Raw genomic sequence first — 22,197 nt, 5'->3', positions numbered from 1 at the left:
GCGCCTCAGCCCCTGAAGCGGCTCTTCAGCTCGCGCAGCTCGGTGAACACCGCCGCCGGCTCGGCGCCCGGCAGGCCGAGCTTCGCGGCCAGTTCGGGATCGTCGGCGCGCAGGAAGGGATTGCTCGCCTTCTCCGCGCCGATGGTGGTCGGGATGGTCGGCTTGCCGTCGGCACGCAGGGCCTCGGCCTCGGCGAGCCGGGCGCGCGAGGCCTGGTTTTCCGGGTCGACATGCACGGCGAAGCGGCCGTTCGACACGGTATATTCATGCCCGCAATAGACCGAAATGTCGTCCGGCAGCACCCGGAGGCGCAGCAGCGATTCCCACAGCACCGGCGGGTCGCACTCGAAGGGGCGCCCGCATCCCATGGCGAACAGCGTGTCGCCGCTGAACAGCAGGTGCTCGCCCTCGAACAGGAAGACGATATGTCCCTTGGTATGGCCGGGCGTTTCCAGCACCCGCCCGACCAGGCTGCCGACCGCCACCGGGTCGCCGTCCACCACCGCGAAGTCGAGGCCGGGAATGGTGTCCCGCTCGGCCTTCGGGCCGATCACCGTCGCCCCGTAGCGCGCCTTCAGCGCCTCCACCCCGGCAATATGGTCGGTGTGGTGATGGGTGACGAGGATATGGGTGAGCGTCCAGTCCTCGCGCTCCAGCGCGGCCAGGATCGGCGCCACCTCCGGCGCGTCGACGACCGCGGTCGCCTCGGTTACCGGATCGCGCAGCAGCACGGCATAATTGTCGGCGAGGCAGGGGATCAGGCGAAGCTCGACCGGCATTGGCGTCCTCGGAATCGGCGTCCTCGGATGAGGGGGGCGAAGGCTAGGCCGACGGCACCGCGGGGCGATGCGCGCCGGCCCGGCGGCATTGGCTCAACGGCATTCCTGCGCGGCGCGATCCACCGCCGCCGAGATGCCGCTCAGCGAATAGGTGTCGGTGGTGACGTTGCCGCGCAGCGACGAGCTCTTCACGACGACGTCCTTGCCGCGGCGCATCGCGTCGAGCAGGCGGGTCTCCTCGGCGACGTTGCGCACCCAGGCGCCGGAACCGCGCGTGTAGAGATCGAAGGAGGTCGGGCCGATGGTGAGGGTGGCGTCCGAGCCCTCCTTGAGCGGGAAGCCCATCACGACGCTGATCTCGTTCTTCACGTTTTCCGCATTGCGGGTGCTGATGAAGAAATAGGCGGGATCGCGGTTCAGCCCGGCCGGCATGCGGGTCTTCGGCTGGGCGAGCGCGTAGCAGATCTTGCCGCCGCTGTCGTCCATGTAGACGCCCCAGTCGCCGAACTGGCCGACGAGCTTGGGTGCCGCCTGCGCGCCCGCCGCTCCGAGAAGTGCCAGTGCCAGGCCGGCGAGTGCCGCGCGCGCCATGCGTCGTGCCATCGTCGATAGCTCCAGTGTTATGCTTCCGCCGCTTTCGCGGCTTCGCTCAATGCTGCGTTCAGACCGCTAAAGGGATATCTGCCCCTCGGACGGCTGTGAACCCTTCGGCCCCTCATGTGGCCGCTTTGCCGGACAATTGGGTTCATCTTCCGGTGATTTTGTGGAGAAGGTGAACGAAGCGTTACCGCGGAAAGCGAAAGCCGTGGAAAGCGTTCAAACACCGGTGAGTCGCTCGAGCGCCCGCCGGGCGGCGTCGCGGTGGATCGGGGTGATGTGGGCGGCGAGCAGGTTGAGCGCGGTTGCGAGCACGGCGGCGTCGTCGGTGAAGCCGAGCGCCGGCAGAATGTCCGGCACCGCGTCGGAGGGCAGCAGGAAATAGGCCAGCGAGCCGAACAGCAGCGCCCGCACCTTCATCGGCGTGCTGCGGTCGAGCGCGCAATAATAGGCGGCGGCGGCATCGGTGGCGAAGGGAACGCGGGTGGCGACGCCGGCGAGCTTGCGCCAGAAGCCGGCGCGAACCTTCGCTTCGTCGCGCGCCGGCTGTCCGTCATCGCCGTGCTCGCGGGCATCCTCGCGGTCGTTTTCGTCGTGCCCGAACATGTCATGGGAAAAGCGGTCGGCGGTGTCAGCGGCCATCGCAACCTCGTTGGTCATGCGCATCAGATGGCCCCGTCCCTGCGCTTTCGCAAGAACCGGCCGGTCGCACCGGCTACATCAAGGGATAGGCCGCCTCCACCCGATAGGGGCCGCCGCCGACCGAATCGCGCGAGGAATACAGCACGAAGCGCGACACCTCGAAGGTGGGGCTGCGGAAATAGCCGCGCAAGGCGAGATAGTCGGCCACCTGCCGCGGCGCGGCGTCGCGCAGCCGGGCGAGGGTGACGTGCGGGCGGAAATTGCGCCCCTCCGGCGGCAGGCCGATGCGCTTCATCAGCCGCTCGTGCTCGGCCTGCAGCTCGGTGAGCGCGTTGTTGGCCTTCACCGCGGCGAAGATGGCGCGCGGCTTGTTGTTGCCGAATTGGTCGACGCCGTCGAGCGTGAGATCGAAGCCGAAGCGGTCCACCTCGTCGAGCGCGGCGGCGGCGTCGCGGGCCATGGCGTGGTCGACATCGCCGATGAAGCGCAGCGTCACATGGTAGAATTCGGGATCGATCCAGCGCGCGCCGGGCAGTCCTCCGCGCAGCATGGACAGCGAGCCGGCGACATCGGCCGGGATTTCGAGGGCGGTGAAGAGCCGCGGCATGGCCGGCCTCCCTGATAGCCTCGTGATCGATGTCCCGATTTGATACGGATTCGGCGCGCGAGGAAAAGCCGAAATTTGCGGCAGCCGCGGCGGCGTGCGCGGCAGCCGGCATCGCACCGGACGGAGCGTTGCCGAAGCTGACGGGATTTTGCGAAGCCTGTATGGTGAGGGACCATGACCGAATCGCCCGAAGACGCCGAAATCATCGTGCCCGCCGACCTGCCGGCGGGGCCGATCGCCTTCGCCTCCGTCGCCTCGCTGTACCGCTATCCGGTCAAGGGTCTGACGCCCGAGCGGATGGAGGTGGTGGATCTCGTCGCCGGCAGCTATTTCCCCGGCGACCGGCTCTACGCGATCGAGAACGGCCCGTCCGGCTTCGTGCCCGAGGAGCCGGCCTTCCAGCCGAAGATCAAGTTCCTGATGCTGATGCGCAACGAGCGGCTCGCCGCTCTCGATGCGCGCTATGAAGACGCCGCCACCACGCTGGTGATCCGCCACGAGGGCGAGGAGGTGGCGCGCGGCGACCTGTCGACCGAGGCCGGGCGGGCGGCGATCGAGCTGTTCTTCCTGCGCTATGCCCGCTACGAGCTGCGCGGCGCGCCGAGGCTGCTGGCGGCGCCGGCGGGCTTCCGCTTCGTCGATACCACCGAAGGCTATGTGTCGCTGATCAACCTCGCCAGCTGCCGGGCGCTGGAGGAGATGACCGGCAAGCCGGTCGACCCGCTGCGCTTCCGCGCCAATCTCTATCTCGAAGGCATGGAGCCGTGGGAGGAGTTCGATCTCGTCGGCCACACGATCGAGATCGGCAACCATGTACGGCTGAAGGTCACCGAGAGCATCGTGCGCTGTGCCGCCACCAATGTCGATCCGGCCACCGCTGCGCGCGACCTCGACATTCCCGGCACGCTGATGCGCCGGCTCGGCCACAGCCATTGCGGCATCTTCGCCGAGGTGGTGGAAGGCGGCCTGATCGCCGAGGGCGACGCGGTATGCCTGCAGCTCTAGGCCTCGCTGGTGCGCGGGCAACGGGCGCCTGGCAGTGATGTGGCTCTGACGCGGCCGGGCTGACGGCGCGGGGAGCTGACGGCGCGCCTTGCCGCCACCGGGGCGGCAGGCGCGCGTTTCAAACCGTCCCATTCCCCGATATCCCGGTCCAGCGCCCGCCGGGCGCGACCCTTCCGGCCCATCCGAATTTTGCCGGCAACGCTCTCCGGCCGGGCACTGGAGCGGCGCCTTGCACGCGGCGCATCGTGACCCCGCATGGCCGGGCCGGGCGGTGACCGCTCTTTGGGCGAGGCACGGGCTTCGCGGATGCAAGCTTCGCCGGTGCGGGCCTGGGCGCCTGGCGCCGCTTTCGGTATTTTCCTGGCGATCGCTTGCTGAAACGCGACAGCCCGGCACAGGGCCGGGCTGCAACGAATGGTCAGTTACGATCGATTGACGGCCAGGGCGGCCGGCTCACTCGCCGGCTTCGGCCGGTTCGGCCGGGGTCTCGCCGCCTTCGGCATCGGCGGCGCGGCGGTAGCGCCGGCGACGGGTGCGCGGCTTGGGCTCCTCCGCCGCCGCATCCGCGGCAGGCGCCGGCTCCGCGGCGGCTGGCTCGGCCGGCGCAGCGGCGGCGGCGACGACGGGTTCCGGCTGCGGCTCGGGCTGCACCGCGACGGGCGCCGGCGGGGCAGCCGGCACAGGAGCCGCCGGCACAGAAGCCGCCGGAACGGGAGCCACCGGAGCGGGAGTTGCCGCCACCGGCTCGGGCGCCGGCTGCGCGGGAGCCGGCTGCACCTGCGTCACCGCAACCGGCGGGCTGGTGCTCTGGGTGATGAAGGCCGGCAGGCCGATCTCGGCCTCGACATCCGGGCCGAGGGTCGGCTGCGGCTGCTGGGCCGGGTCGCGATAATTATTGTCGCGCTCGCGATAGGGGCGCTCGCCGCGCTGCCAGCGGTTCTCGCGCGGCTGGTCGGAACGATTGTCGGAGCGATTGTCGGAGCCCTGGACACGGTCCTCGCGCGGGCCACGCTCGTTGCGTGGGGTCTGGCGATCCTGGTTCCGGTCCTGATTGCGATCCTGGCTGCGATCGCGATCCTGGTTCCGATCCTGGTTGCGGTCGCGGTTGTCGCGGCGATTGTAGTTGTCGCGGTCGCGATAATTGTCCCGGTTGCCGTCGCGGGGAGCTTCGTCGCGCTGCTGCGGCGCCTCGCGCGGCGGCTGCATCTGGAAGTTCGGCTGCGCGTCGCCGCCGGTATCCTCGAAGTCGAACTCTTCCTCGTCCTCGTCCGGGCGCTGGAAGGGCGCGCCCTGCACGCCGAACTGCGCCTGCACGGCGGCGATGATGCGGTAATAATGCTCGGCGTGCTGGAGATAGTTCTCCGCTGCGACCGGATCGCTGGACGCCTGCGCATCGCGCGCCAGCTGCATGTATTTTTCGGCGATGGTCTGCGCGGTGCCGCGCACCTTCACGTCGGGTCCGTTGGACTCGTAGACGCGGGTCAGCGGGTTCTGGCCGCGCCGGTTGTTGTTGTTGTTATTATTGTTGCGGCCACGCATACGCTTCTGCTGGTTATTAGTTCGCATTGAGTCTGGTCTCTGAGGCCGGCACGCCACCCGTGCGGGGCCGAAGCGCCGTTTGCGGGAGAGTGCGGGCGGGTCAAATCGCCTTCTGGGTCCGTATGGTCTTCGTTCGCGTCAATCGTCGGTATCGGGCGCAGTCTTCGGAAAAACAGTCTCGACCGGGCAAATTCCGGTACGCTCGGCGCCGGGCCGGTCGCCGCTCCGCCGCATGGTCCGCTGGCGACACGTCCTTGCGGAACGCTCACCTGGCGGAACATGCCGCCGCAGATCATGTCCGATGAAGCGTACAGCATGCGCATTCGCCCACGCTGCCCGTCGGTCTTCGGCCAAAGATCGGCCGATGCCATGACGATCCCACCCTGCCGGCACGCACGAAGCGCCACCGCCAGCTTCATGTTTCGTCGCCTACGGATAAGCGACCAAACCGTTGAAGCAATCCTATCCTAGATGACACCGGCCTCCCTTGCGGGAGGGCTTCCGATCAGGGGGTCGATACAGCCGCGCGAACCGTTTCGAATCCACTTGCCTGACGGTCAATGATGTCTCAGGTCGATTCCTACGTCGGACACTAATCGGTTCGATAATCGGTTCCAAGCCCTTTTTTGCTGCAAATCCCGCAATATCATGCCGGTGTGGTCACAAGGGCGCGGGCGATGCCGGCGAGGTCGGTCCGTGCCGGCCCGTCGACGGAAAGCCCCGCCGATTCGATCAGCTGCGCCACGCCCGCTTCCTGTCCCGCTCCCAATTCGAGAATGCCACGGCCGCCGGGCAACAATAGGGCAGGCAGCGCGCAGGCGATGGCGCGATAGGCATCGAGCCCGTCGGCGCCGCCGTCGAGAGCGAGGCGGGGGTCGTGGGCGCGCACCTCGACATCCAGCGCGGCGATGGCGGCGCTCTCGATATAGGGCGGGTTGGAGACCACGAGGTCGAAGCGCCCGGCGAGCGCCTGCGCCCAGTCGCCCACCACCAGGGCCGCGCGTCCGCCGAGGCCGAGCGCATCGAGATTGGCCCGCGCCTGCCGCGCCGCGCCCTCCGAGCGGTCGACGCCGATGCCGAAGGCGTTGGGCCGCTCGGTGAGCAGGGCGGCGAGGAGGGCGCCGCTGCCGGTGCCGAGGTCGAGCATGCGCAGCGGCGCCGCGCGGTCGGGGAAGGCTGCGAGCGCGGCGTCCACCAGCGTCTCGGTTTCCGGGCGCGGCACCAGCGTTTCCGGGGCGAGCGCGAGGTCGAGGCTCCAGAATTCCCGCCGTCCGGTGAGGCGGGCCAGCGGCTCGCCGGCGGCGCGGCGGCGGGCGAGGCCGCGCAGATGACCGGCCGCCTGCGGCTCGACCGCGGCATCGGCGCGGGCGATCAGGTCGATATCGGCGAGGCCGAGCGCCTGGCGCAGCAGGAGCCGCGCCTCGCGTGCCGGCGCGTCGATGCCGGCGGCGGCCAGCACGGCGGCGATCTCGCCGATCAGCGCGGCGCGGGTGGGGGAATCGGCGCGGGTTTCCGCCACGGCCTCAGTTCGGGCCCCAGCCGGCCGATTCGGCCTCGGCCAGCAGCGCCGCCTGGTGTTCGGTGACCAGCGCCTCGACCAGCTCGCCGAGGCCGTCGCCGGCAAGGATTTCCGGCAGCTTGTGCAGGGTGAGGCCGATCCGGTGGTCGGTCACCCGCGCCTGCGGGAAGTTGTAGGTGCGGATGCGCTCGGAGCGGTCGCCCGAGCCGACCTGCAGCTTGCGGTCGGCGGCGCGGGCGCTGTCGCGCTTCTCGCGCTCGGCCTCGTAGAGCCGGGCGCGCAGCATGGCCATGGCGCGGGCCTTGTTCTTGTGCTGCGAGCGCTCGTCCTGCACCGCCACCACCACGCCGGTCGGCATATGGGTGATTCGCACCGCGCTTTCGGTCTTGTTGACGTGCTGGCCGCCGGCGCCGGAGGCGCGGAACACGTCGATGCGCAGGTCGCCCTCGTCGATGGCGATGTCGACCTCCTCGACCTCCGGCAGCACCGCCACGGTGGCCGCCGAGGTGTGGATGCGGCCCGAGCCCTCGGTTTCCGGCACCCGCTGCACGCGATGCACGCCGGATTCGAATTTCAGCTTGGCATAGGCGCCGCGCCCGTGCAGGGCGGCGACGATTTCCTTGTAGCCGCCGGCGGCGCCCTCGTTCAGCGATAGCACCTCCACCGACCAGCCGTTGAGGCCGGCGAAGCGCTCATACATGCGGAACAGGTCGCCGGCGAACAGCGCCGCCTCGTCGCCGCCGGTGCCGGCGCGCACTTCGAGGATGACGCCGCGCTCGTCCATCGCGTCCTTGGGCAGCAGGGCGAGCCGCACCTCGCGGGCGAGCCCCTCGATCTGCTCCTCCAGCGCAGTGGCCTCCTCCTCGGCCAGCGCCGCCATCTCGCGGTCGGTCGCCGGGTCGGCGAGCAGGGCGCGGGTCTGCGCCAGTTCGCGCTCGACGGCGCGCAGCGCCTTCACCCGATCGATCAGCGGCGAGAGATCGGAGAATTCGCGCGACAGCCGCACATAGGCCTCGGCGTCCGGGGTGCCGGAGAGCGCATGTTCGATCTCGGCATGACGGGCCAGCAGCTGGTCGAGGCGGGCATCGGGGAGGGCGGTGGTCACAGCGGCAGGCCGGTCTTTTCGGCGAACGCCTTCAGGTGCGGCCGCAGGGTGGGAATATAGGTCTCGCTGGTCAGCAGCGGCTCGACCATGGCGGCGGCGGCGGCGAGGTCGAGGTCGAGCAGCATCGCCTTTACCGGGCCGTAGGCGGCCGGGGAGAGCGAGAGCTTGCGATAGCCGATGGCGGCGAGCGCCAGCGCCTCCAGCGGCCGCGAGGCGAGCTCGCCGCACAGCGTCACCGACTTGCCGTGCCGGGCGGCGGCATCGGCGACGGTCTTCAGCGCGATGAGCGCCGCCGGCGAGAGCGGGTCGAAGCGGTCGGCGACGCGCGGATTGCCGCGGTCGGCGGCGAACAGGAACTGCACGAGGTCGTTGGAGCCCACCGAGGCGAAATCGATGCGGGAGAACAGCGCGTCGAGCTGGAACAGCAGCGCCGGCACTTCCAGCATCACCCCCACCAGCACCCGCTCCGGCAGGCCGTGGCCGTGGCGGCGCAGATGGGTGAGCTCGCGCTCGACGATATGGCGGGCCTTGTCGAACTCCTCCACCGCCGAGACCATCGGGAAGATGAGCCTGAGCTCACGCCCGTTGGCGGCCTTCAGCAGCGCGCGGATCTGGCTGCGCAAGAGGCCCGGCCGGTCGAGGCCGAGGCGGATGGCGCGCCAGCCGAGCGCCGGGTTCTCCTCCTCGATCGCCCGCATGTAGGGCAGCACCTTGTCGCCGCCGATATCGAGGGTGCGGAACACCACCGGGCGGTCGCCGGCGGCATCCAGCACCGAGCGATACAGCTTCAGCTGCTCGTTGGTGCGCGGGAAGGCGGAGGCGATCATGAACTGCAGTTCGGTGCGGAACAGGCCGATGCCGGACGCGCCGGTCTCGTCGATATGCGGCAGGTCGACCAGCAGGCCGGCATTCAGGTGCAGGTCGATGGGCGTGCCGTCGCGGGTGACGGTCGGGATGTCGCGCAGCGCCGCATATTGTTCCAGCCGCTTGGCGCGGAAACGTACCTTCTCGACATAGACGCCCTCGACATCGGCGGGCGGGCGCACATGCACCTCGCCGCTCACCCCGTCGACGATGATCGCGTCGCCGGAATCCACCAACCCGACGATGTTCTCGATATGGCCGACGGCGGCGATGTTCAGCGCGCGGGCGACGATGGTGAGGTGGCTGGTCGCCGCGCCTTCCTCCAGCACCAGGCCGCGGATGCGGGTGCGGTCATAGTCGAGCAGCGCCGCCGGGCTCATGTTGCGGGCGACGATGATCGCGTTGTCCGGCAGCACCATCTTCTCCGGCCCGCCGGAGCGGCCGGTGAGCTGGCGCAGCAGCCGGTTGGCGAGATCGTCGAGATCGTGCATCCGCTCGCGCAGATAGGGGTCGGTCATGCGCAGCATGCGGGCGCGGGTGTCCGACTGCACGCGCTCGACCGCGCCCTCGGCGGTGAGGCCGGTCATCACCGCCTCGCGCATGCGGTTGATCCAGCCGCGGTCGTGGGCGAACATCCGGTAGGCTTCGAGGATGTCGCGGTGCTCGCCGACGCGGGCGACGCCCTCGTCCTCCAGCATGATGTCGATCGAGGCGCGCAGCGTCTCGACGGCATGGTCGAGGCGGTCGAGCTCGCTCTGCACGTCGTCGGCGATGACCTTGGTCACCTCGATGCGCGGCTCGTGCAGCACCACATGGCCGAGGCCGATGCCGTCGGACAGCGCCATGCCGGTGAGGTGCAGCGGGCGGCGGGCGGCGGGCTCGGCGCCGGGCTGCGCCATGGCGGTGAGCTCGCCGGAGGCGATGATCTCGGCCAGCACCATGGCGGTGGTCTGCAGCGCCTCGATCTCCTCCTCGGTATAGGAGCGGTGGGCGCGGTTCTGCACCACCAGCACGCCGAGCGTGTTGCCGGCCCGCAGGATCGGCACGCCGAGGAAGGAATGGTAGATCTCCTCGCCCGTCTCCGGCCGGTAGGAGAAGGCGGGGTGCGCCTGCGCATTGGACAGGCTGATCGGCTCGGCCTCGCGCGCCACCGTGCCGACGAGGCCCTCGTCGATGCGCATCACCGTCAGGTGGACGGCGCTGCGGTTGAGGCCCTCGGTGGCATAGAGTTCCAGCGTGCCGTCGACGCGCAGCACATAGACCGAGCAGACCTCGGCCACCATGTTGGCCGCGATCAGCACGACGATCTTGTCGAGGCGGTCCTGCGCGCTGACCGGCTCCGCCATGACTTCGCGAAGACGACGAAGCAGCACGCGCGGACCGCCGAGTGCGCTACGCATCGGCCGTCCCTGACTTCCGGGCCACGTCTCGGAGCTACCCGAGTCCCGGATATGTCGATGATTCGGCGCGGCACCGGCCGCGCCGCCGTATGACGCCGTCAGGCGTCCAGCCCGTATACCGAATGCAGCGTCCGCACGGCAAGTTCGGTATAGGCCGCATCGATCAGCACCGAGATCTTGATCTCGGAGGTCGAGATGGCGCGGATGTTGATGCCGCGTTCGGACAGCGCCTTGAAGGCGCGGGCCGCGACGCCGGCATGCGAGCGCATGCCGATGCCGATGATGGAGATCTTCACCACGTCGGTGGCGCCCTCGATGGTCTCGAAGCCGATAGCGGACTTGACGACGGCCAGCGCCGCCTGGGCGCGCTCGAAATCGGCGGTCGGCACCGTGAAGGTGATGTCGGTGTGACCTTCCGCCGAGATGTTCTGCACGATCATGTCGACATTGATGTTGGCTTCGGCCAGCGGCACGAAGACGTTGGCGGCGATGCCCGGCTTGTCCGGCACGCGGCGGATGCTCACCTGGGCCTCGTCGCGCGCGAAGGCGATGCCGGTAACGACTTCACTCTCCACGATTTCCTCCTCGTCGCAGATCAGGGTGCCCGGCGGATCGCCGGCGGTCTTGAGTTCCGGTGCGTCCGGGTCGGTGAAGCTGGAGCGCACGAAGGTGCGCACCTTGTGTACCATGGCGAGCTCCACCGAGCGCACCTGCAGCACCTTGGCGCCCAAGGACGCCATTTCCAGCATCTCCTCGAACGCCACCTTGTCGAGGCGCTTGGCCTTGGGGACGATTCGCGGGTCGGTTGTATAGACGCCGTCGACATCGGTATAGATGTCGCAGCGGTCGGCCTTGATGGCGGCGGCGACCGCCACCGCGCTGGTGTCCGAACCGCCGCGCCCGAGCGTGGTGAGGCGTCCCGACGGCTCGTGCATGCCCTGGAAGCCGGCGATGACAGCCACTTCGCGATTCTCGCCGAAGCGGCGGACGATCTCGTCGCCGTTCACCGAGAGGATGCGCGCCGAGCCGTGGGCGTCGTCGGTGGAGATCGGCAGCTGCCAGCCCTGCCAGGAGCGGGCCGGCATGCCCATTTCCTGCAGGGCGATGGCGAGCAGGCCCGACGTCACCTGCTCGCCGGAGGCGACGATGGCGTCATATTCGCGCGAATCGTACAGCACGGCGGTCTCGCGGCACCAGCCGACCAGTTCGTTGGTCTTGCCGGACATGGCGGACACCACGACGGCGACCTCGTGGCCGGCGTCGATCTCGCGTTTGACGTGGCGCGCGACGTTCCTGATGCGCTCCACGTTCGCGACGGACGTGCCGCCGAACTTCATCACCAGACGTGCCATGGAGGAAACCGTACCGCTTTGTTCTTGTGTTCGGATCGGGGGAAGGGCATCCCCCGGTCGAAAAGGCGCGTATACATATCCACGTCGCGCCTTGCCCGCAACGGGAGTGGGCGAGCGTGGCGCGAGCTTGGAATCCTTCCCGGAAATGCCGGAATTCTTGCGAGACCGCCGATGACCGAGACCGCCACCACCGTCGATCCCCGCGAAGTGGAGCGCTTTGCCGCGCTGGCCGCCGAATGGTGGAATCCGCGCGGCAAGATGCGGGTTCTCCACAAGTTCAATCCGGTGCGGCTCGCCTGGCTGCGCGAGAAGATCGTCGCGCATTTCGGCCGCGACCCGCGCGCCATCCGGCCGCTGGAGGGGCTTCGTCTTCTCGACATCGGCTGCGGCGGCGGGCTCCTGTGCGAGCCGCTGGCGCGGATGGGCGCGACCGTGGTCGGCATCGATCCGGCCGAGAGGAATGTCCGCATCGCCTCGCTGCATGCGCAGGAGAGCGGCGCGCCGGTCGAGTACCGCGCCACCACCGCCGAGGCGATGGCGGCGGCGGGCGAGCGATTCGACGTCGTGCTGGCGATGGAGGTGGTCGAGCATGTCGCCGATGTCGGCCTGTTCGTGAACAGCGCGGCGGCGATGGTGAAGCCGGGCGGGCTGATGTGCGCCGCGACCCTGAACCGCACCGGCCGCAGCTTCGCCCTCGCCATCGTCGGCGCCGAATACGTGCTCGGCTGGCTGCCCAGGGGCACGCATGACTGGAAGCGCTTCGTCACCCCCGAGGAGCTGGAGGCGGCGATGTCGACCGGCGGCCTCGCGGTGGTGGACCGCGAGGGCGTGACCTTCAACCCCTTCGCCGACGAGTGGCGCCGCTCGCCCGATCTCGGCGTCAACTACATGATGCTCGCCGAGCGGCCGGCCTGAACCGCGCCGTCATCGTCGGCTGAAAATTCGCTGCCGGGTGCGGCGCAATGCCCCTTTCGTTGCCGATATGCCACACTACATGAGGACGGACGGATCGCCTTGACGGGGTCCGTCGCGGCGGCCGGGATACGGGCGCCGCCGTCCCGCATGAACCGTCCGAGCTCCCTGGGGGAGGCGACGGGGGGCCAGGAGGCATTTCGACGATGAATTTCGAGATCTATACCGAGCGCGCGCGCGGCTTCATCCAGTCCGCCCAGTCGCTTGCCCTGCGAGAGGGGCACCAGCAGTTCACGCCCGAGCACCTGCTCAAGGTGCTGCTCGACGACCCGGAAGGGCTGTGCGCCGGGCTGATCCAGCGCGCCGGCGGCGACGCGCGCACGGTGCTCGCCGATACCGAGGCGGCGCTGGGCAAATTACCCAAGGTGCAGGGCTCCGGCGCCGGCCAGGTCTATCTCGCGCCGACCACCGCAAGGGTGTTCGATGCCGCCGAGAAGGCCGCCAAGAAGGCCGGCGACGGCTATGTCACCGTCGAGCGGCTGCTGCTCGCGCTGGCGCTGGAGAAGGACAGCGAGGCCGGCAGGATCCTCAACAAGTCCGGGGCCAGCCCGCAGAAGATCAACGCCGCCATCGAGGCGCTGCGCAAGGGCCGCACGGCCGACAGCGCCACCGCCGAGAACGCCTATGACGCGCTGAAGAAATATGCCCGCGACCTCACCCAGGCGGCGCGGGACGGCAAGCTCGACCCGGTGATCGGCCGCGACGAGGAGATCCGCCGCACCATCCAGGTGCTGGCGCGCCGCACCAAGAACAATCCCGTCCTCATCGGCGAGCCCGGCGTCGGCAAGACCGCCATCGTCGAGGGACTCGCTTTGCGCATCGTCGACGGCGACGTGCCGGAGAGCCTGAAGGACAAGAGCCTGCTGGCGCTCGACATGGGCTCGCTGATCGCGGGGGCGAAATATCGCGGCGAGTTCGAGGAGCGGCTGAAGGCGGTGCTCTCCGAGGTGACCTCGGCCGATGGCGGCATCATCCTGTTCATCGACGAGATGCACACGCTGGTCGGCGCCGGCAAGGCGGACGGGGCGATGGACGCCTCGAACCTGCTCAAGCCTGCGCTCGCCCGCGGCGAGCTGCATTGTGTCGGCGCCACCACGCTCGACGAGTACCGCAAGCATGTCGAGAAGGACGCCGCGCTCGCCCGCCGCTTCCAGCCGGTCTTCGTCTCCGAGCCGACGGTGGAGGACACGGTCTCCATCCTGCGCGGCATCAAGGAGAAGTACGAGCTGCACCACGGCGTGCGCATCACCGATTCGGCGCTGGTGGCGGCGGCGACGCTGTCCAACCGCTACATCACCGACCGTTTCCTGCCCGACAAGGCGATCGACCTCGTCGACGAGGCGGCCTCGCGCCTGCGCATGCAGGTCGACAGCAAGCCCGAGGAGCTCGACAGCATCGATCGCGAGATCGTGCGGCTGCGCATCGAGCAGGAGGCGCTGAAGAAGGAGACCGACGCCGGCTCCAAGGACCGGCTGAAGAAGCTGGAGAAGGAGCTCGCCAATCTGGAGGAGCAGTCCTCCTCGCTCACCTCGCGCTGGCGGGCGGAGAAGGAGAAGCTCGGCGACGCCCAGAAGATCAAGAGCGACCTTGAGAAGGCCAGGGCCGACCTCGCCATCGCCCAGCGCAACGGCGAGTACCAGAAGGCCGGCGAGATCGCCTACGGCACCATTCCGGCGCTGGAGAAGAAGCTTGCCGTCCTCGAGGCCAAGGACCTCGCCGGCGAGGTCGAGGCCGGCGCCATGATGGAGGAGGCGGTGACGCCCGATCACATTGCCGGCGTGGTGTCGCGCTGGACCGGCGTGCCGGTCGACAAGATGCTGGAAGGCGAGAAGGACAAGCTCCTGCGCATGGAGGAGGAGCTGGCCCGGCGCGTCATCGGCCAGAAGGAGGCGGTGGAAGCCGTCTCGACCGCGGTGCGCCGCGCCCGTGCCGGGCTTCAGGACCCGAACCGGCCGATCGGCTCGTTCATGTTCCTCGGCCCGACCGGCGTCGGCAAGACCGAGCTGACCAAGGCGCTGGCCTCGTTCCTGTTCGACGACGACGGCGCGCTCGTGCGCATCGACATGTCGGAATACATGGAGAAGCACGCGGTCGCCCGGCTCATCGGCGCGCCTCCCGGCTATGTCGGCTACGAGGAGGGCGGTGCGCTCACCGAGGCGGTGCGGCGCCGGCCCTATCAGGTGGTGCTGTTCGACGAGATCGAGAAGGCGCATCCCGACGTGTTCAACATCCTGCTGCAGGTGCTGGACGACGGTCGCCTGACCGACGGGCAGGGCCGCACGGTCGACTTCCGCAACACGCTGATCATCATGACCTCGAATCTCGGTTCCGAGTATCTGGTGAACCAGAAGGACGGCGAGGACACGGAAGGCGTGCGCGACGAGGTGATGGACGTGGTGCGCTCGCACTTCCGGCCGGAATTCCTCAACCGCGTCGACGAGATCGTGCTGTTCCACCGGCTGCGGCGCGAGCAGATGGGTGCCATCGTCGACATCCAGGCCAAGCGCATCTCGAAGCTGCTGGAGGATCGCAAGATCGTCCTGGAGATCGCTCCCGAGGCGCGGGACTTCCTCGCCGAGAAGGGCTACGACCCGGCCTACGGTGCCCGGCCGCTGAAGCGCGTCATGCAGAAGCTGCTGCAGGACCCGCTTGCCGGCCGCATCCTCGCCGGCACGGTGAAGGATGGCGACGTGGTGCGGGTCGAGCGCGGGGCGGGCGAACTGCTGTTCGACACCCGTCCGGCGCCGGCGGAAGAGGCGGCCTGAGCATGGGGCACTGAAGCTCCCTCTCCCCGTCGAGCTCGGCTGTTGCCGAGTTCGAATTCCAGAGCCATCACGATCGGATGTTTCCGATCGTGATGGGGAGGGGTGTGGCGAGGGGGCTTCCGGCTTCGCGGCCGTGTAGCCCCTCGCCGACCATGTCGCGGACCGCCTCTCCGCGAGCGTGCAGGACGCGAAAGCAGGAGCCGCCTTCATGGGAAAGTCCGTCCTCATCATCGGCGAAGACCCGGCCGAGATCGACTTCGATGCGCCGGATGCGCCGAAGGGCCTGTCGGCCGCCACGATCATGGGCGGGCTGAACGCCTCCATGGCGCGTCTCGAGGCCGCCGGCCATTCGGCGGGGCTTCTCCTGACGCGGGACGCCGAGACCGTCGAGCGGCAGGTGACGGAAGCGCTTGCCGGCGCGCATTACGCGTCATCGTCGTCGGGGCCGGCTTGCGCACCCTTCCGTCCCTGGCCCGCAAGTTCGAGCGGCTCATGAACGTGCTTCACGAGCGGGCGCCGGGCTCAAGGCTGGCCTTCAACAGCCAGCCCGACGATTCCGATGCCGCGGCGCTGCGCTGGCTCTAGCAGTTCACGCCAGGCGGCAGGCACCGAGCGCCCCGGCGAGGGGAGGCGCTGCGCGCCGCCGTGCCGCCCGGGGGATACCCAGCGCATCCGCGGACGTCCCGCCTTGTCGCCGCTGCGCCCCCGCGCCACACTCCGCCCGCGCCGATCTCCGGCGCCGGTGGAGTGCCCCATGCTGATCGGCTTCAACCTGTTCGTCGTCGTGCTGGTCGTGCTGGTGATCGCCACCATCTTCTCCGGCGTGAAGACGGTCCCCCAGGGTTACCAGTTCACCGTCGAGCGCTTCAGGCGCTACACCCGCACGCTGTCGCCGGGGCTCAACATCATCGTCCCGTTCATCGACCGCATCGGCCACAAGGTGAACGTCATGGAGCAGGTGCTCGACGTTCCGACCCAGGAGGTCATCACCCGCGACAACGCCACGGTGGCGGTGGACGGGGTGGCGTTCTTCCAGGTGTTCGACGCGCCGCGCGCCAGCTACGAGGTGACCCGGCTCGACACCGCCATCCTGGCCCTCACCACCACCAATATCCGCACGGTGATGGGGTCCATGGACCTCGACCAGCTGCTGTCGCATCGCGACGAGATCAACGAGCGGCTGCTGAAGGTGGTGGACGCCGCCGCCTCGCCCTGGGGCGTGAAGATCACCCGCATCGAGATCAAGGACATCGTGCCGCCGGCCGATCTGGTGACGGCGATGGCGCGCCAGATGAAGGCCGAGCGCGAGAAGCGCGCCATGGTGCTGGAAGCCGAAGGCCATCGCCAGTCGGAGATCCTGCGCGCCGAAGGCGAGAAGCAGGGCCAGATCCTGCAGGCCGAGGGTCGCCGCGAAGCCGCGTTCCGCGATGCCGAAGCCCGCGAGCGCCTTGCCGAGGCCGACGCGAAGGCGACGCAGATGCTGTCCGCCGCCGTCGCCTCCGGCGATCCGAGCGCGCTCAACTATTATGTCGCCGAGAAATACGTGAAGGCGCTGGAGGCCATGGCGAGCGCGCCGAACCAGAAGATGATGATCCTGCCCTATGAGGCCACCGCCATCCTCGGCTCGCTGGCCGGCATCGCCGAAATCGCCAAGGGGGCTTTCGGGCATCAAGGAGTTTCCGGGCATCAGGTCGTTTCCGGTCCCGATGCCGCGGCGCGTTCGGCGGTGTGGGCGCGTCCGACCGGGCCGGCGGCGGGCGGCGGCGAGCCTGCCGGGCCGGTGGAGTGAGGCGATGAACCTTCTCGCCATACTGGGCGACTGGGGCTGGTTCATCCTCGCCGGCCTGCTGCTGCTCGGCGAACTGGCCGCGCCGGGCAGCTATCTGATCTGGCTGGGCCTCGCCGCGCTGGCGACCGGCCTCGTCATTCCCCTGGTGGAGATCGGCTGGCAGCTGCAATGCGTGCTGTTCGCCGTGCTGGCGCTCGGGGCGGTGGTGCTGGGTCGCCTGCTGGCGCCGGCGGCGGCCAAGGCCAGCGACCGGCCATTCCTCAACCGCCGCGCCGAGGCGCTGATCGGGCGCGGCTTCGTGCTGGCCGAGCCGATCGTCGGCGGTGTTGGCAGGGTGCGTGTCGACGACACCGTGTGGCGCATCGTCGGCGAGGACTGCCCGGCCGGCGCGCAGGTGGCGGTCACCGGCGTCGAGGGATCGACGCTGCGGGTGCGCCGCGAGCCCGCGTGAGGCGAGGAGCGGCCCGGGCCGTCGGCGAGCGCCGAGGGTCCGGGCCGCTCGGGCTTGGCGCTCAGCCGTTGCTGGCGAGCAGGGCGTCGAGCTCGGGGCGGAAGGTCTCGGCGATGTCCGGCCGCGCCAGCGCATAGGCGACGTTGGCCATCAGGAAGCCGAGCTTCGAGCCGCAGTCATAGATCGAGCCGTCGAAGGTGACGCTGTAGAAGTCCTGCTTCTTGGCCAGCTTCAGCATGGAATCGGTCAGCTGGATCTCGCCGCCGGCGCCTTGCTCCTGGGTGGCGAGCAGGTCGAAGATCTCCGGCTGCAGGATATAGCGCCCGGAAATGGCGAGGTTGGACGGCGCCACTTCCTTCTTCGGCTTCTCGACCATCTTGGCGATCTTGTGCACGCGCTCGGCGATGCTCTCGCCGAGGCCGACGATGCCGTACTGGTCGGTCTGGTCCATCGGCACTTCGTAGACCGCGATGTGGTTGCCGCCGCCGGCCGTCTGATAGGCGTCCACCATCTGGGCGAGGCAGCTCTTGCCGTTGCGCGGCTTGTGCAGCATGTCCGGCAGCAGCAGCGCGAAGGGCTCGTTGCCGATGATGTCGCGGGCGCACCACACCGCATGGCCGAGGCCGAGGGGGAGCTGCTGGCGGGTGAAGCTGGTCTTGCCCGGACCCAGGGTCTCGGCGCGCAGCGTGTCGAGCAGCTGGTGCTTGCCGCGCTCGGACAGCGTGGCCTCCAGCTCGTACTGGCGGTCGAAATGGTCCTCGATCACCCCTTTGTTGCGGCCGGTGACGAAGACGATGTGCTCGATGCCGGCGGCGCGTGCCTCGTCCACCACATGCTGCACGACCGGGCGGTCGACGACGGTGAGCATTTCCTTAGGCACCGCCTTGGTGGCGGGCAGAAAGCGGGTGCCGAGGCCGGCAACGGGAAGGATCGCCTTACGAATATGGGGTGCCATCTGCAACTGGGTCCGTTCTTGAAAAGGGCCGGTCGATGGGAGTCGATCTACGGAGTGGATGTGAAACTCAACTTAACTTGTGAAGCGCGCCAATGACAAAATTCATGTGACACTCGCGCTTCTTCGCACAGCATCGCCGGGTCGGGCGGCGATATGGAGGTATCCATAAACCATTCTTGGCCTCGGAGCGGGAAAAACCTCCCTGACGTTAAGTCGACGTAAAACATGAGAGTCCCCTAATTCGTCCGAAGTACGGATCAGGGTTCTGTTCATGCGTATCGGGTCGGTATCGGGCGGCAATCATTCGTCGGGCACGTTGGCCGCTTTCGTCCTCGCGCTCGGCCTCGGCGGCTGCGTGCTCTCCGACGACGTGACGGGCACCGTCGCGCCGGGAGCACCCCCGCCGGCCGCGGCGCGCGCCGCCCCGCCTCCGGTCGCCAGCGCGGCGCCGGCGCCGACCGGCTCCTCCCATCCCGACATGCAGCCGGCCGCGCTGCGGACGGCCGAGGCCAATTTCGGCCGCTGCATCGCCGCGCTGGAGCCGCAGGCGCGCAAGGCCGGCGTGTCGGCCGCCGGGTTCCGCCGCCTGACCGCCGGGCTGACGCCCGACATGTCGATCATGAAGAAGCTGGAGACCCAGCCGGAATTCTCCCGCACGCCCGGCGACTATGTCGAGATGCTGGTCTCCGAGACCCGCATCCAGAAGGGCCGGCAGGCCATGGCCGAGAACGCCGCGGTGTTCGCGGCGGTGGAGCGGGCCTATGGCGTCGATCCCTATGTGGTGGCGGCGATCTGGGGCATCGAGACCAATTACGGCGGCGCCCGCGGTTCCTATCCGGTGATCCAGGCGACCGGCACGCTGGCCTGCATCGGCCGTCGCCAGCCCTATTTCCGCGACGAGTTCGTCGCCGCGCTGCGCATCGTCGACCGTGGCGACATTCCCGAGGCGCATCTGAAGGGCTCCTGGGCCGGCGCCTTCGGCCTCACCCAGTTCATGCCCACCGCCTTCCAGCGCGACGCGGTGGATTTCGACGGCGACGGCCATCGCAACGTCGTCGATTCGGTCGCCGACGCCATGAGCTCGACCGCCAACAAGCTGAGGCGCGGCGGCTGGAAGCCGGGCATGAGCTGGGGCTACGAGGTCGTCGCGCCGCGCGGCTTCGACTATCTGCTCGCCGACAGGAGCATCCGCAAGCCGCTGCGCGAATGGGCGGCGATGGGCGTCGCCCGCGTCGGCAGGAACGCCTATCCGAATGGCGAGGCCATGGCCTATCTGCTGCTGCCGGCCGGCGCCAACGGCCCGGCCTTCCTGATGACCGACAATTTCAAGGCCATCCTCTCCTACAACCCGGCCGACGCCTATGCGCTCGCCATCGGCCATCTGGCCGACCGCATCCGCGGCGGCGGCCCCTTCGTCACGCCGTGGCCGGAGGACATGCGGGCGCTGTCGCGCGCCGAGCGCTCGGAACTGCAGCATCGCCTTGCCCGGCGCGGCTACGATCCGGGCCCGCCGGACGGCGCGATGGGGCACAAGACCCGCGTCGCGGTGCGCGAGTTCCAGGTCAGCGTCGGCATGCTGCCGGACGGGCTCGCCACCGGCGAGGTGCTCGACAAGCTGCGTGACTAGGGGGTCGGGGTCCGGCCGGATCCGGCGCGGGACTTGAAACCGCCGTCATAATCGTTCACCGCTTGCTGCCATGGATCGGATGGAACGCACCGGGCGCCGCCGGCGGGTGAGATCGGGCGTCAGCGACGCGCGGGCGCCGCTGCTGGCGCTCGCCGCGCTGCTGGCGCTGGCGCTGCTCGCGATTCCCGACGCACCGGCGCTGGCGCAGGCCGACTGGTTCCGCCCGCCGGGCAATGTCGGCCAGCCGACGCGCCAGGCGCCGCCGCAACAGCGCTCCTCGCAGCCGCGCCGCCAGCAGCCGGGGCCGTCGCGCCAGGCCGCTCCGCCGCCCGAGCCGCGCAGCTGGAGCCCGTTCCAGCCGCTCATCGACCTGTTCAGGGGGCCGGACGAGCCGCCGCCGCGCTATGCTCCCGCCCGTCCACGCGACGTCGCCCCGCCGCCGCCGGCGGTGGCCCGCACCCCGGCGATCGAGGCCCCGGCGGAGCCGCGCGGCACGGTGCACGCGACCGCCGCCGCCGCCCGCGCCGACGAGGGCAGCGACCTCAAGGGCATCGTCCTGGTGCTTGGCGACGAATATGCCGATTCGCTCGCGCAGGGCCTCGCTGACGCCTTCGCCGCCGACCGCAAGGACATCGCGGTGGTCGGCCATGCCGAGGCGGGCTCCGGCTTCGCGCCGGGCGGCGCCTATGACTGGGTGAATGGCGGGCGCACGCTGGTCGCCTCCGAGGCACCGAGCGCGGTGGTGGTGTTCGCCGGCAGCGCCGACCTCGCCCCGATCCAGGAGCCGGGTGGGCCGGTGGAACTGTTCGACGAGCGCTGGCGATCGATCTACGGCCGGCGCGTCGACGATTTCCTGCTCGGCCTGAAGCTTCAGGGCCGCCCGGTGATCCTGGTCGGCCTGCCGCCGGTGGACGATGGCGATGCCAGCGAGCGCAATGCCCGCCTCAACGAATTGCTGAGCGAGCGGGCCGAGCGGGCAGGGGTGATCTTCGTCGATGTCTGGGACGGCTTCGTCGACGAGAACGGCCAGTTCATGATGTCCGGCCCGGCGGTGGACGGCCAGCGCCGGCGGCTGCGCACCGCCAACGGCATCGGCTTCACCCGCGCCGGCGGGCGCAAGCTGGCCTTCTTCGTCGACCGCGAACTCGGCCCGCTGCTGGAGCGCCTGGAGCTGCCGACGGCCGGCGATCCGGCGGCGGCGCGGCCCTCGATCATCATGCTCACCGGGGCGGGCGCCGCGGCCGGCACCGGGGCGCGGACGCTGGCGGGCGCCGCCGGCCCCGTCCCGGCGCAAGCGCCGGTGCCGGCCGAGGGCGAAGCCCCGGCCGATGACGCCGCCAGGCTGCTGGTGCGCGGCGAACCGCTGCCGACGGTGAGCGGACGCACCGACGATTTCAGCTGGACGCCGCCGAAGCGTTCCGCCGGCAGCGGCACCGGCGCCGATCCGGCTGCCGGCAGCGCCACCAAGGCCACGGCGCCGCCGCCGGCCACGCCCTGAAGCAGGGGAGGTCCGGCCGTCGGCCGTGCGGCGCTCCGCCGCATCGGGAGGCGGGCGCGCGGAACGTCAGCGGGGAAGGACCGAGGCGCCCATCAGGAAGGTGTCGATGGACTGCGCCGCCTGCCGGCCCTCGCGGATCGCCCACACGACGAGCGACTGGCCGCGCCGCATGTCGCCGGCGGCGAACAGCTTCGGCACCGAGGTCGCGTAGCCCTGGTCGTCGGCGGCGACATTGCCGCGCTTGTCGAGCGAGAGGCCGTCCAGGCTCAGCATGCCCTCGTGCACCGGGTGGACGAAGCCGAGAGCGATGAAGACGAGGTCGGCCTTGATCAGGAATTCGGTGCCGGGGATCGGCTGGCGCCGGGCGTCGACGCGCGCGCACTTCACCGATGTGACGTGGCCCTTCTTGCCTTCCATGCCGAGGGTGGCGGCGGCGAATTCGCGCTCGGCGCCCTCGGCCTGGCTGGAGGAGGTGCGGAACTTGGTCGGCCAATAGGGCCAGATCGCCAGCTTGTCTTCCTTCAGCGGCGGCACCGGGCGGATGTCGAGCTGGTGGACGGAGAGCGCACCCTGGCGGAAGGCGGTGCCGACGCAGTCGGAGGCGGTGTCGCCGCCGCCGATGACGACGACATGCTTGCCGGCGGCGAGGATCGGCTTCTCGGCGCTCACGTCCTCGCGGCCGAGGCGGCGGTTCTGCTGCACCAGATAGGGCATGGCGTAATGCACGCCCT

Annotated in this window: 19 protein-coding genes (1 of these 19 running past the window's edge); 8 read left to right on the top strand and 11 right to left on the bottom strand. The window is 69.7% G+C overall.

Features of this window, described 5'->3' with window-relative positions; translation table 11 throughout:
- Window positions 1–5 precede the first annotated feature (5 nt).
- The 4 genes from gloB to thpR form a co-directional block, all read right to left on the bottom strand.
- Window positions 6–779, bottom strand: coding sequence for a hydroxyacylglutathione hydrolase (gene gloB / locus AC1RU4_RS23875; protein WP_492893928.1), 774 nt, complete (start codon window positions 777–779; stop codon window positions 6–8).
- Between the two features lie 93 nt (window positions 780–872).
- Window positions 873–1,382, bottom strand: coding sequence for an invasion associated locus B family protein (locus tag AC1RU4_RS23870; RefSeq protein WP_492893926.1), 510 nt, complete (start codon window positions 1,380–1,382; stop codon window positions 873–875).
- 213 nt (window positions 1,383–1,595) lie between these two features.
- Window positions 1,596–1,982: a YkvA family protein gene (locus tag AC1RU4_RS23865; RefSeq protein WP_492894020.1), complete on the bottom strand. Its 387-nt coding sequence runs from the start codon at window positions 1,980–1,982 to the stop codon at window positions 1,596–1,598.
- A 109-nt stretch (window positions 1,983–2,091) separates the two neighbouring features.
- Complete coding sequence (gene thpR / locus AC1RU4_RS23860; RefSeq protein ID WP_492893924.1) at window positions 2,092–2,625, bottom strand: RNA 2',3'-cyclic phosphodiesterase; 534 nt, start codon at window positions 2,623–2,625, stop codon at window positions 2,092–2,094.
- Between the two features lie 174 nt (window positions 2,626–2,799).
- Between thpR and AC1RU4_RS23855 the strand changes: the two genes are divergently transcribed.
- The gene (locus AC1RU4_RS23855; protein ID WP_492893922.1) at window positions 2,800–3,630 is read left to right on the top strand and encodes an MOSC domain-containing protein; all 831 of its coding nucleotides are present in this window, start codon (window positions 2,800–2,802) and stop codon (window positions 3,628–3,630) included.
- A gap of 453 nt (window positions 3,631–4,083) precedes the next feature.
- On the opposite strand, the gene AC1RU4_RS23850 is transcribed toward AC1RU4_RS23855, so the two are convergent.
- The 5 genes from AC1RU4_RS23850 to AC1RU4_RS23830 form a co-directional block, all read right to left on the bottom strand.
- On the bottom strand, window positions 4,084–5,169 hold the full coding sequence (locus AC1RU4_RS23850; RefSeq protein WP_492893920.1) for a DUF4167 domain-containing protein: 1,086 nt from the start codon (window positions 5,167–5,169) through the stop codon (window positions 4,084–4,086).
- Window positions 5,170–5,815: 646 nt separating this feature from the next.
- On the bottom strand, window positions 5,816–6,688 hold the full coding sequence (gene prmC, locus AC1RU4_RS23845; protein WP_492893918.1) for a peptide chain release factor N(5)-glutamine methyltransferase: 873 nt from the start codon (window positions 6,686–6,688) through the stop codon (window positions 5,816–5,818).
- Window positions 6,689–6,692: 4 nt separating this feature from the next.
- Window positions 6,693–7,793, bottom strand: coding sequence for a peptide chain release factor 1 (prfA, locus tag AC1RU4_RS23840; RefSeq protein ID WP_492893916.1), 1,101 nt, complete (start codon window positions 7,791–7,793; stop codon window positions 6,693–6,695).
- Complete coding sequence (ptsP, locus tag AC1RU4_RS23835) at window positions 7,790–10,057, bottom strand: phosphoenolpyruvate--protein phosphotransferase (RefSeq protein ID WP_492893914.1); 2,268 nt, start codon at window positions 10,055–10,057, stop codon at window positions 7,790–7,792. Before ptsP ends, prfA begins: the two co-directional genes overlap by 4 nt.
- A 98-nt stretch (window positions 10,058–10,155) precedes the next feature.
- Window positions 10,156–11,409: an aspartate kinase gene (locus AC1RU4_RS23830; protein WP_492893912.1), complete on the bottom strand. Its 1,254-nt coding sequence runs from the start codon at window positions 11,407–11,409 to the stop codon at window positions 10,156–10,158.
- A gap of 171 nt (window positions 11,410–11,580) precedes the next feature.
- Here AC1RU4_RS23830 and ubiG point away from each other — a divergent pair, with 171 nt between their 5' ends.
- The 5 genes from ubiG to AC1RU4_RS23805 all read left to right on the top strand — a co-directional run bounded on the left by ubiG (window position 11,581) and on the right by AC1RU4_RS23805 (window position 17,386).
- A complete protein-coding gene (gene ubiG / locus AC1RU4_RS23825) occupies window positions 11,581–12,324 on the top strand; it encodes a bifunctional 2-polyprenyl-6-hydroxyphenol methylase/3-demethylubiquinol 3-O-methyltransferase UbiG (protein WP_492893910.1) in 744 nt (247 codons plus the stop codon).
- A gap of 203 nt (window positions 12,325–12,527) precedes the next feature.
- On the top strand, window positions 12,528–15,146 hold the full coding sequence (gene clpB / locus AC1RU4_RS23820; protein ID WP_492893908.1) for an ATP-dependent chaperone ClpB: 2,619 nt from the start codon (window positions 12,528–12,530) through the stop codon (window positions 15,144–15,146).
- 208 nt (window positions 15,147–15,354) lie between these two features.
- Window positions 15,355–15,642: a hypothetical protein gene (locus tag AC1RU4_RS23815; protein ID WP_492893906.1), complete on the top strand. Its 288-nt coding sequence runs from the start codon at window positions 15,355–15,357 to the stop codon at window positions 15,640–15,642.
- Window positions 15,643–15,903: 261 nt separating this feature from the next.
- Complete coding sequence (locus tag AC1RU4_RS23810) at window positions 15,904–16,935, top strand: SPFH domain-containing protein (protein WP_492894018.1); 1,032 nt, start codon at window positions 15,904–15,906, stop codon at window positions 16,933–16,935.
- Between the two features lie 4 nt (window positions 16,936–16,939).
- Window positions 16,940–17,386 (top strand): NfeD family protein, encoded by a 447-nt coding sequence (locus AC1RU4_RS23805; RefSeq protein ID WP_492893904.1) that lies wholly within the window; start codon window positions 16,940–16,942, stop codon window positions 17,384–17,386.
- Between the two features lie 61 nt (window positions 17,387–17,447).
- On the opposite strand, the gene galU is transcribed toward AC1RU4_RS23805, so the two are convergent.
- Window positions 17,448–18,341 carry a UTP--glucose-1-phosphate uridylyltransferase GalU gene (gene galU / locus AC1RU4_RS23800; RefSeq protein WP_492893902.1) on the bottom strand — a complete coding sequence of 298 codons (894 nt, stop codon included), beginning with the start codon at window positions 18,339–18,341 and terminating at the stop codon, window positions 17,448–17,450.
- Window positions 18,342–18,612: 271 nt separating this feature from the next.
- Here galU and AC1RU4_RS23795 point away from each other — a divergent pair, with 271 nt between their 5' ends.
- Window positions 18,613–19,968 (top strand): lytic murein transglycosylase, encoded by a 1,356-nt coding sequence (locus tag AC1RU4_RS23795; protein WP_492893900.1) that lies wholly within the window; start codon window positions 18,613–18,615, stop codon window positions 19,966–19,968.
- Window positions 19,969–20,047: 79 nt separating this feature from the next.
- Window positions 20,048–21,466: an SGNH/GDSL hydrolase family protein gene (locus AC1RU4_RS23790; protein WP_492893898.1), complete on the top strand. Its 1,419-nt coding sequence runs from the start codon at window positions 20,048–20,050 to the stop codon at window positions 21,464–21,466.
- Between the two features lie 66 nt (window positions 21,467–21,532).
- On the opposite strand, the gene AC1RU4_RS23785 is transcribed toward AC1RU4_RS23790, so the two are convergent.
- Window positions 21,533–22,197, bottom strand: the final stretch of a protein-coding gene (locus AC1RU4_RS23785) for a glutamate synthase subunit beta (protein WP_492893896.1). Its footprint extends 760 nt past the window's final position; only the last 665 of its 1,425 coding nucleotides appear in the window; the start codon falls outside the window, past its right edge; the stop codon is at window positions 21,533–21,535.

It is taken from the genome of Ancylobacter sp. GW821-FHT10E12, from assembly GCF_058809335.1.
Note: the sequence above shows the minus strand (reverse complement) of the source record. Positions and strands in the feature narration are given on the sequence as shown.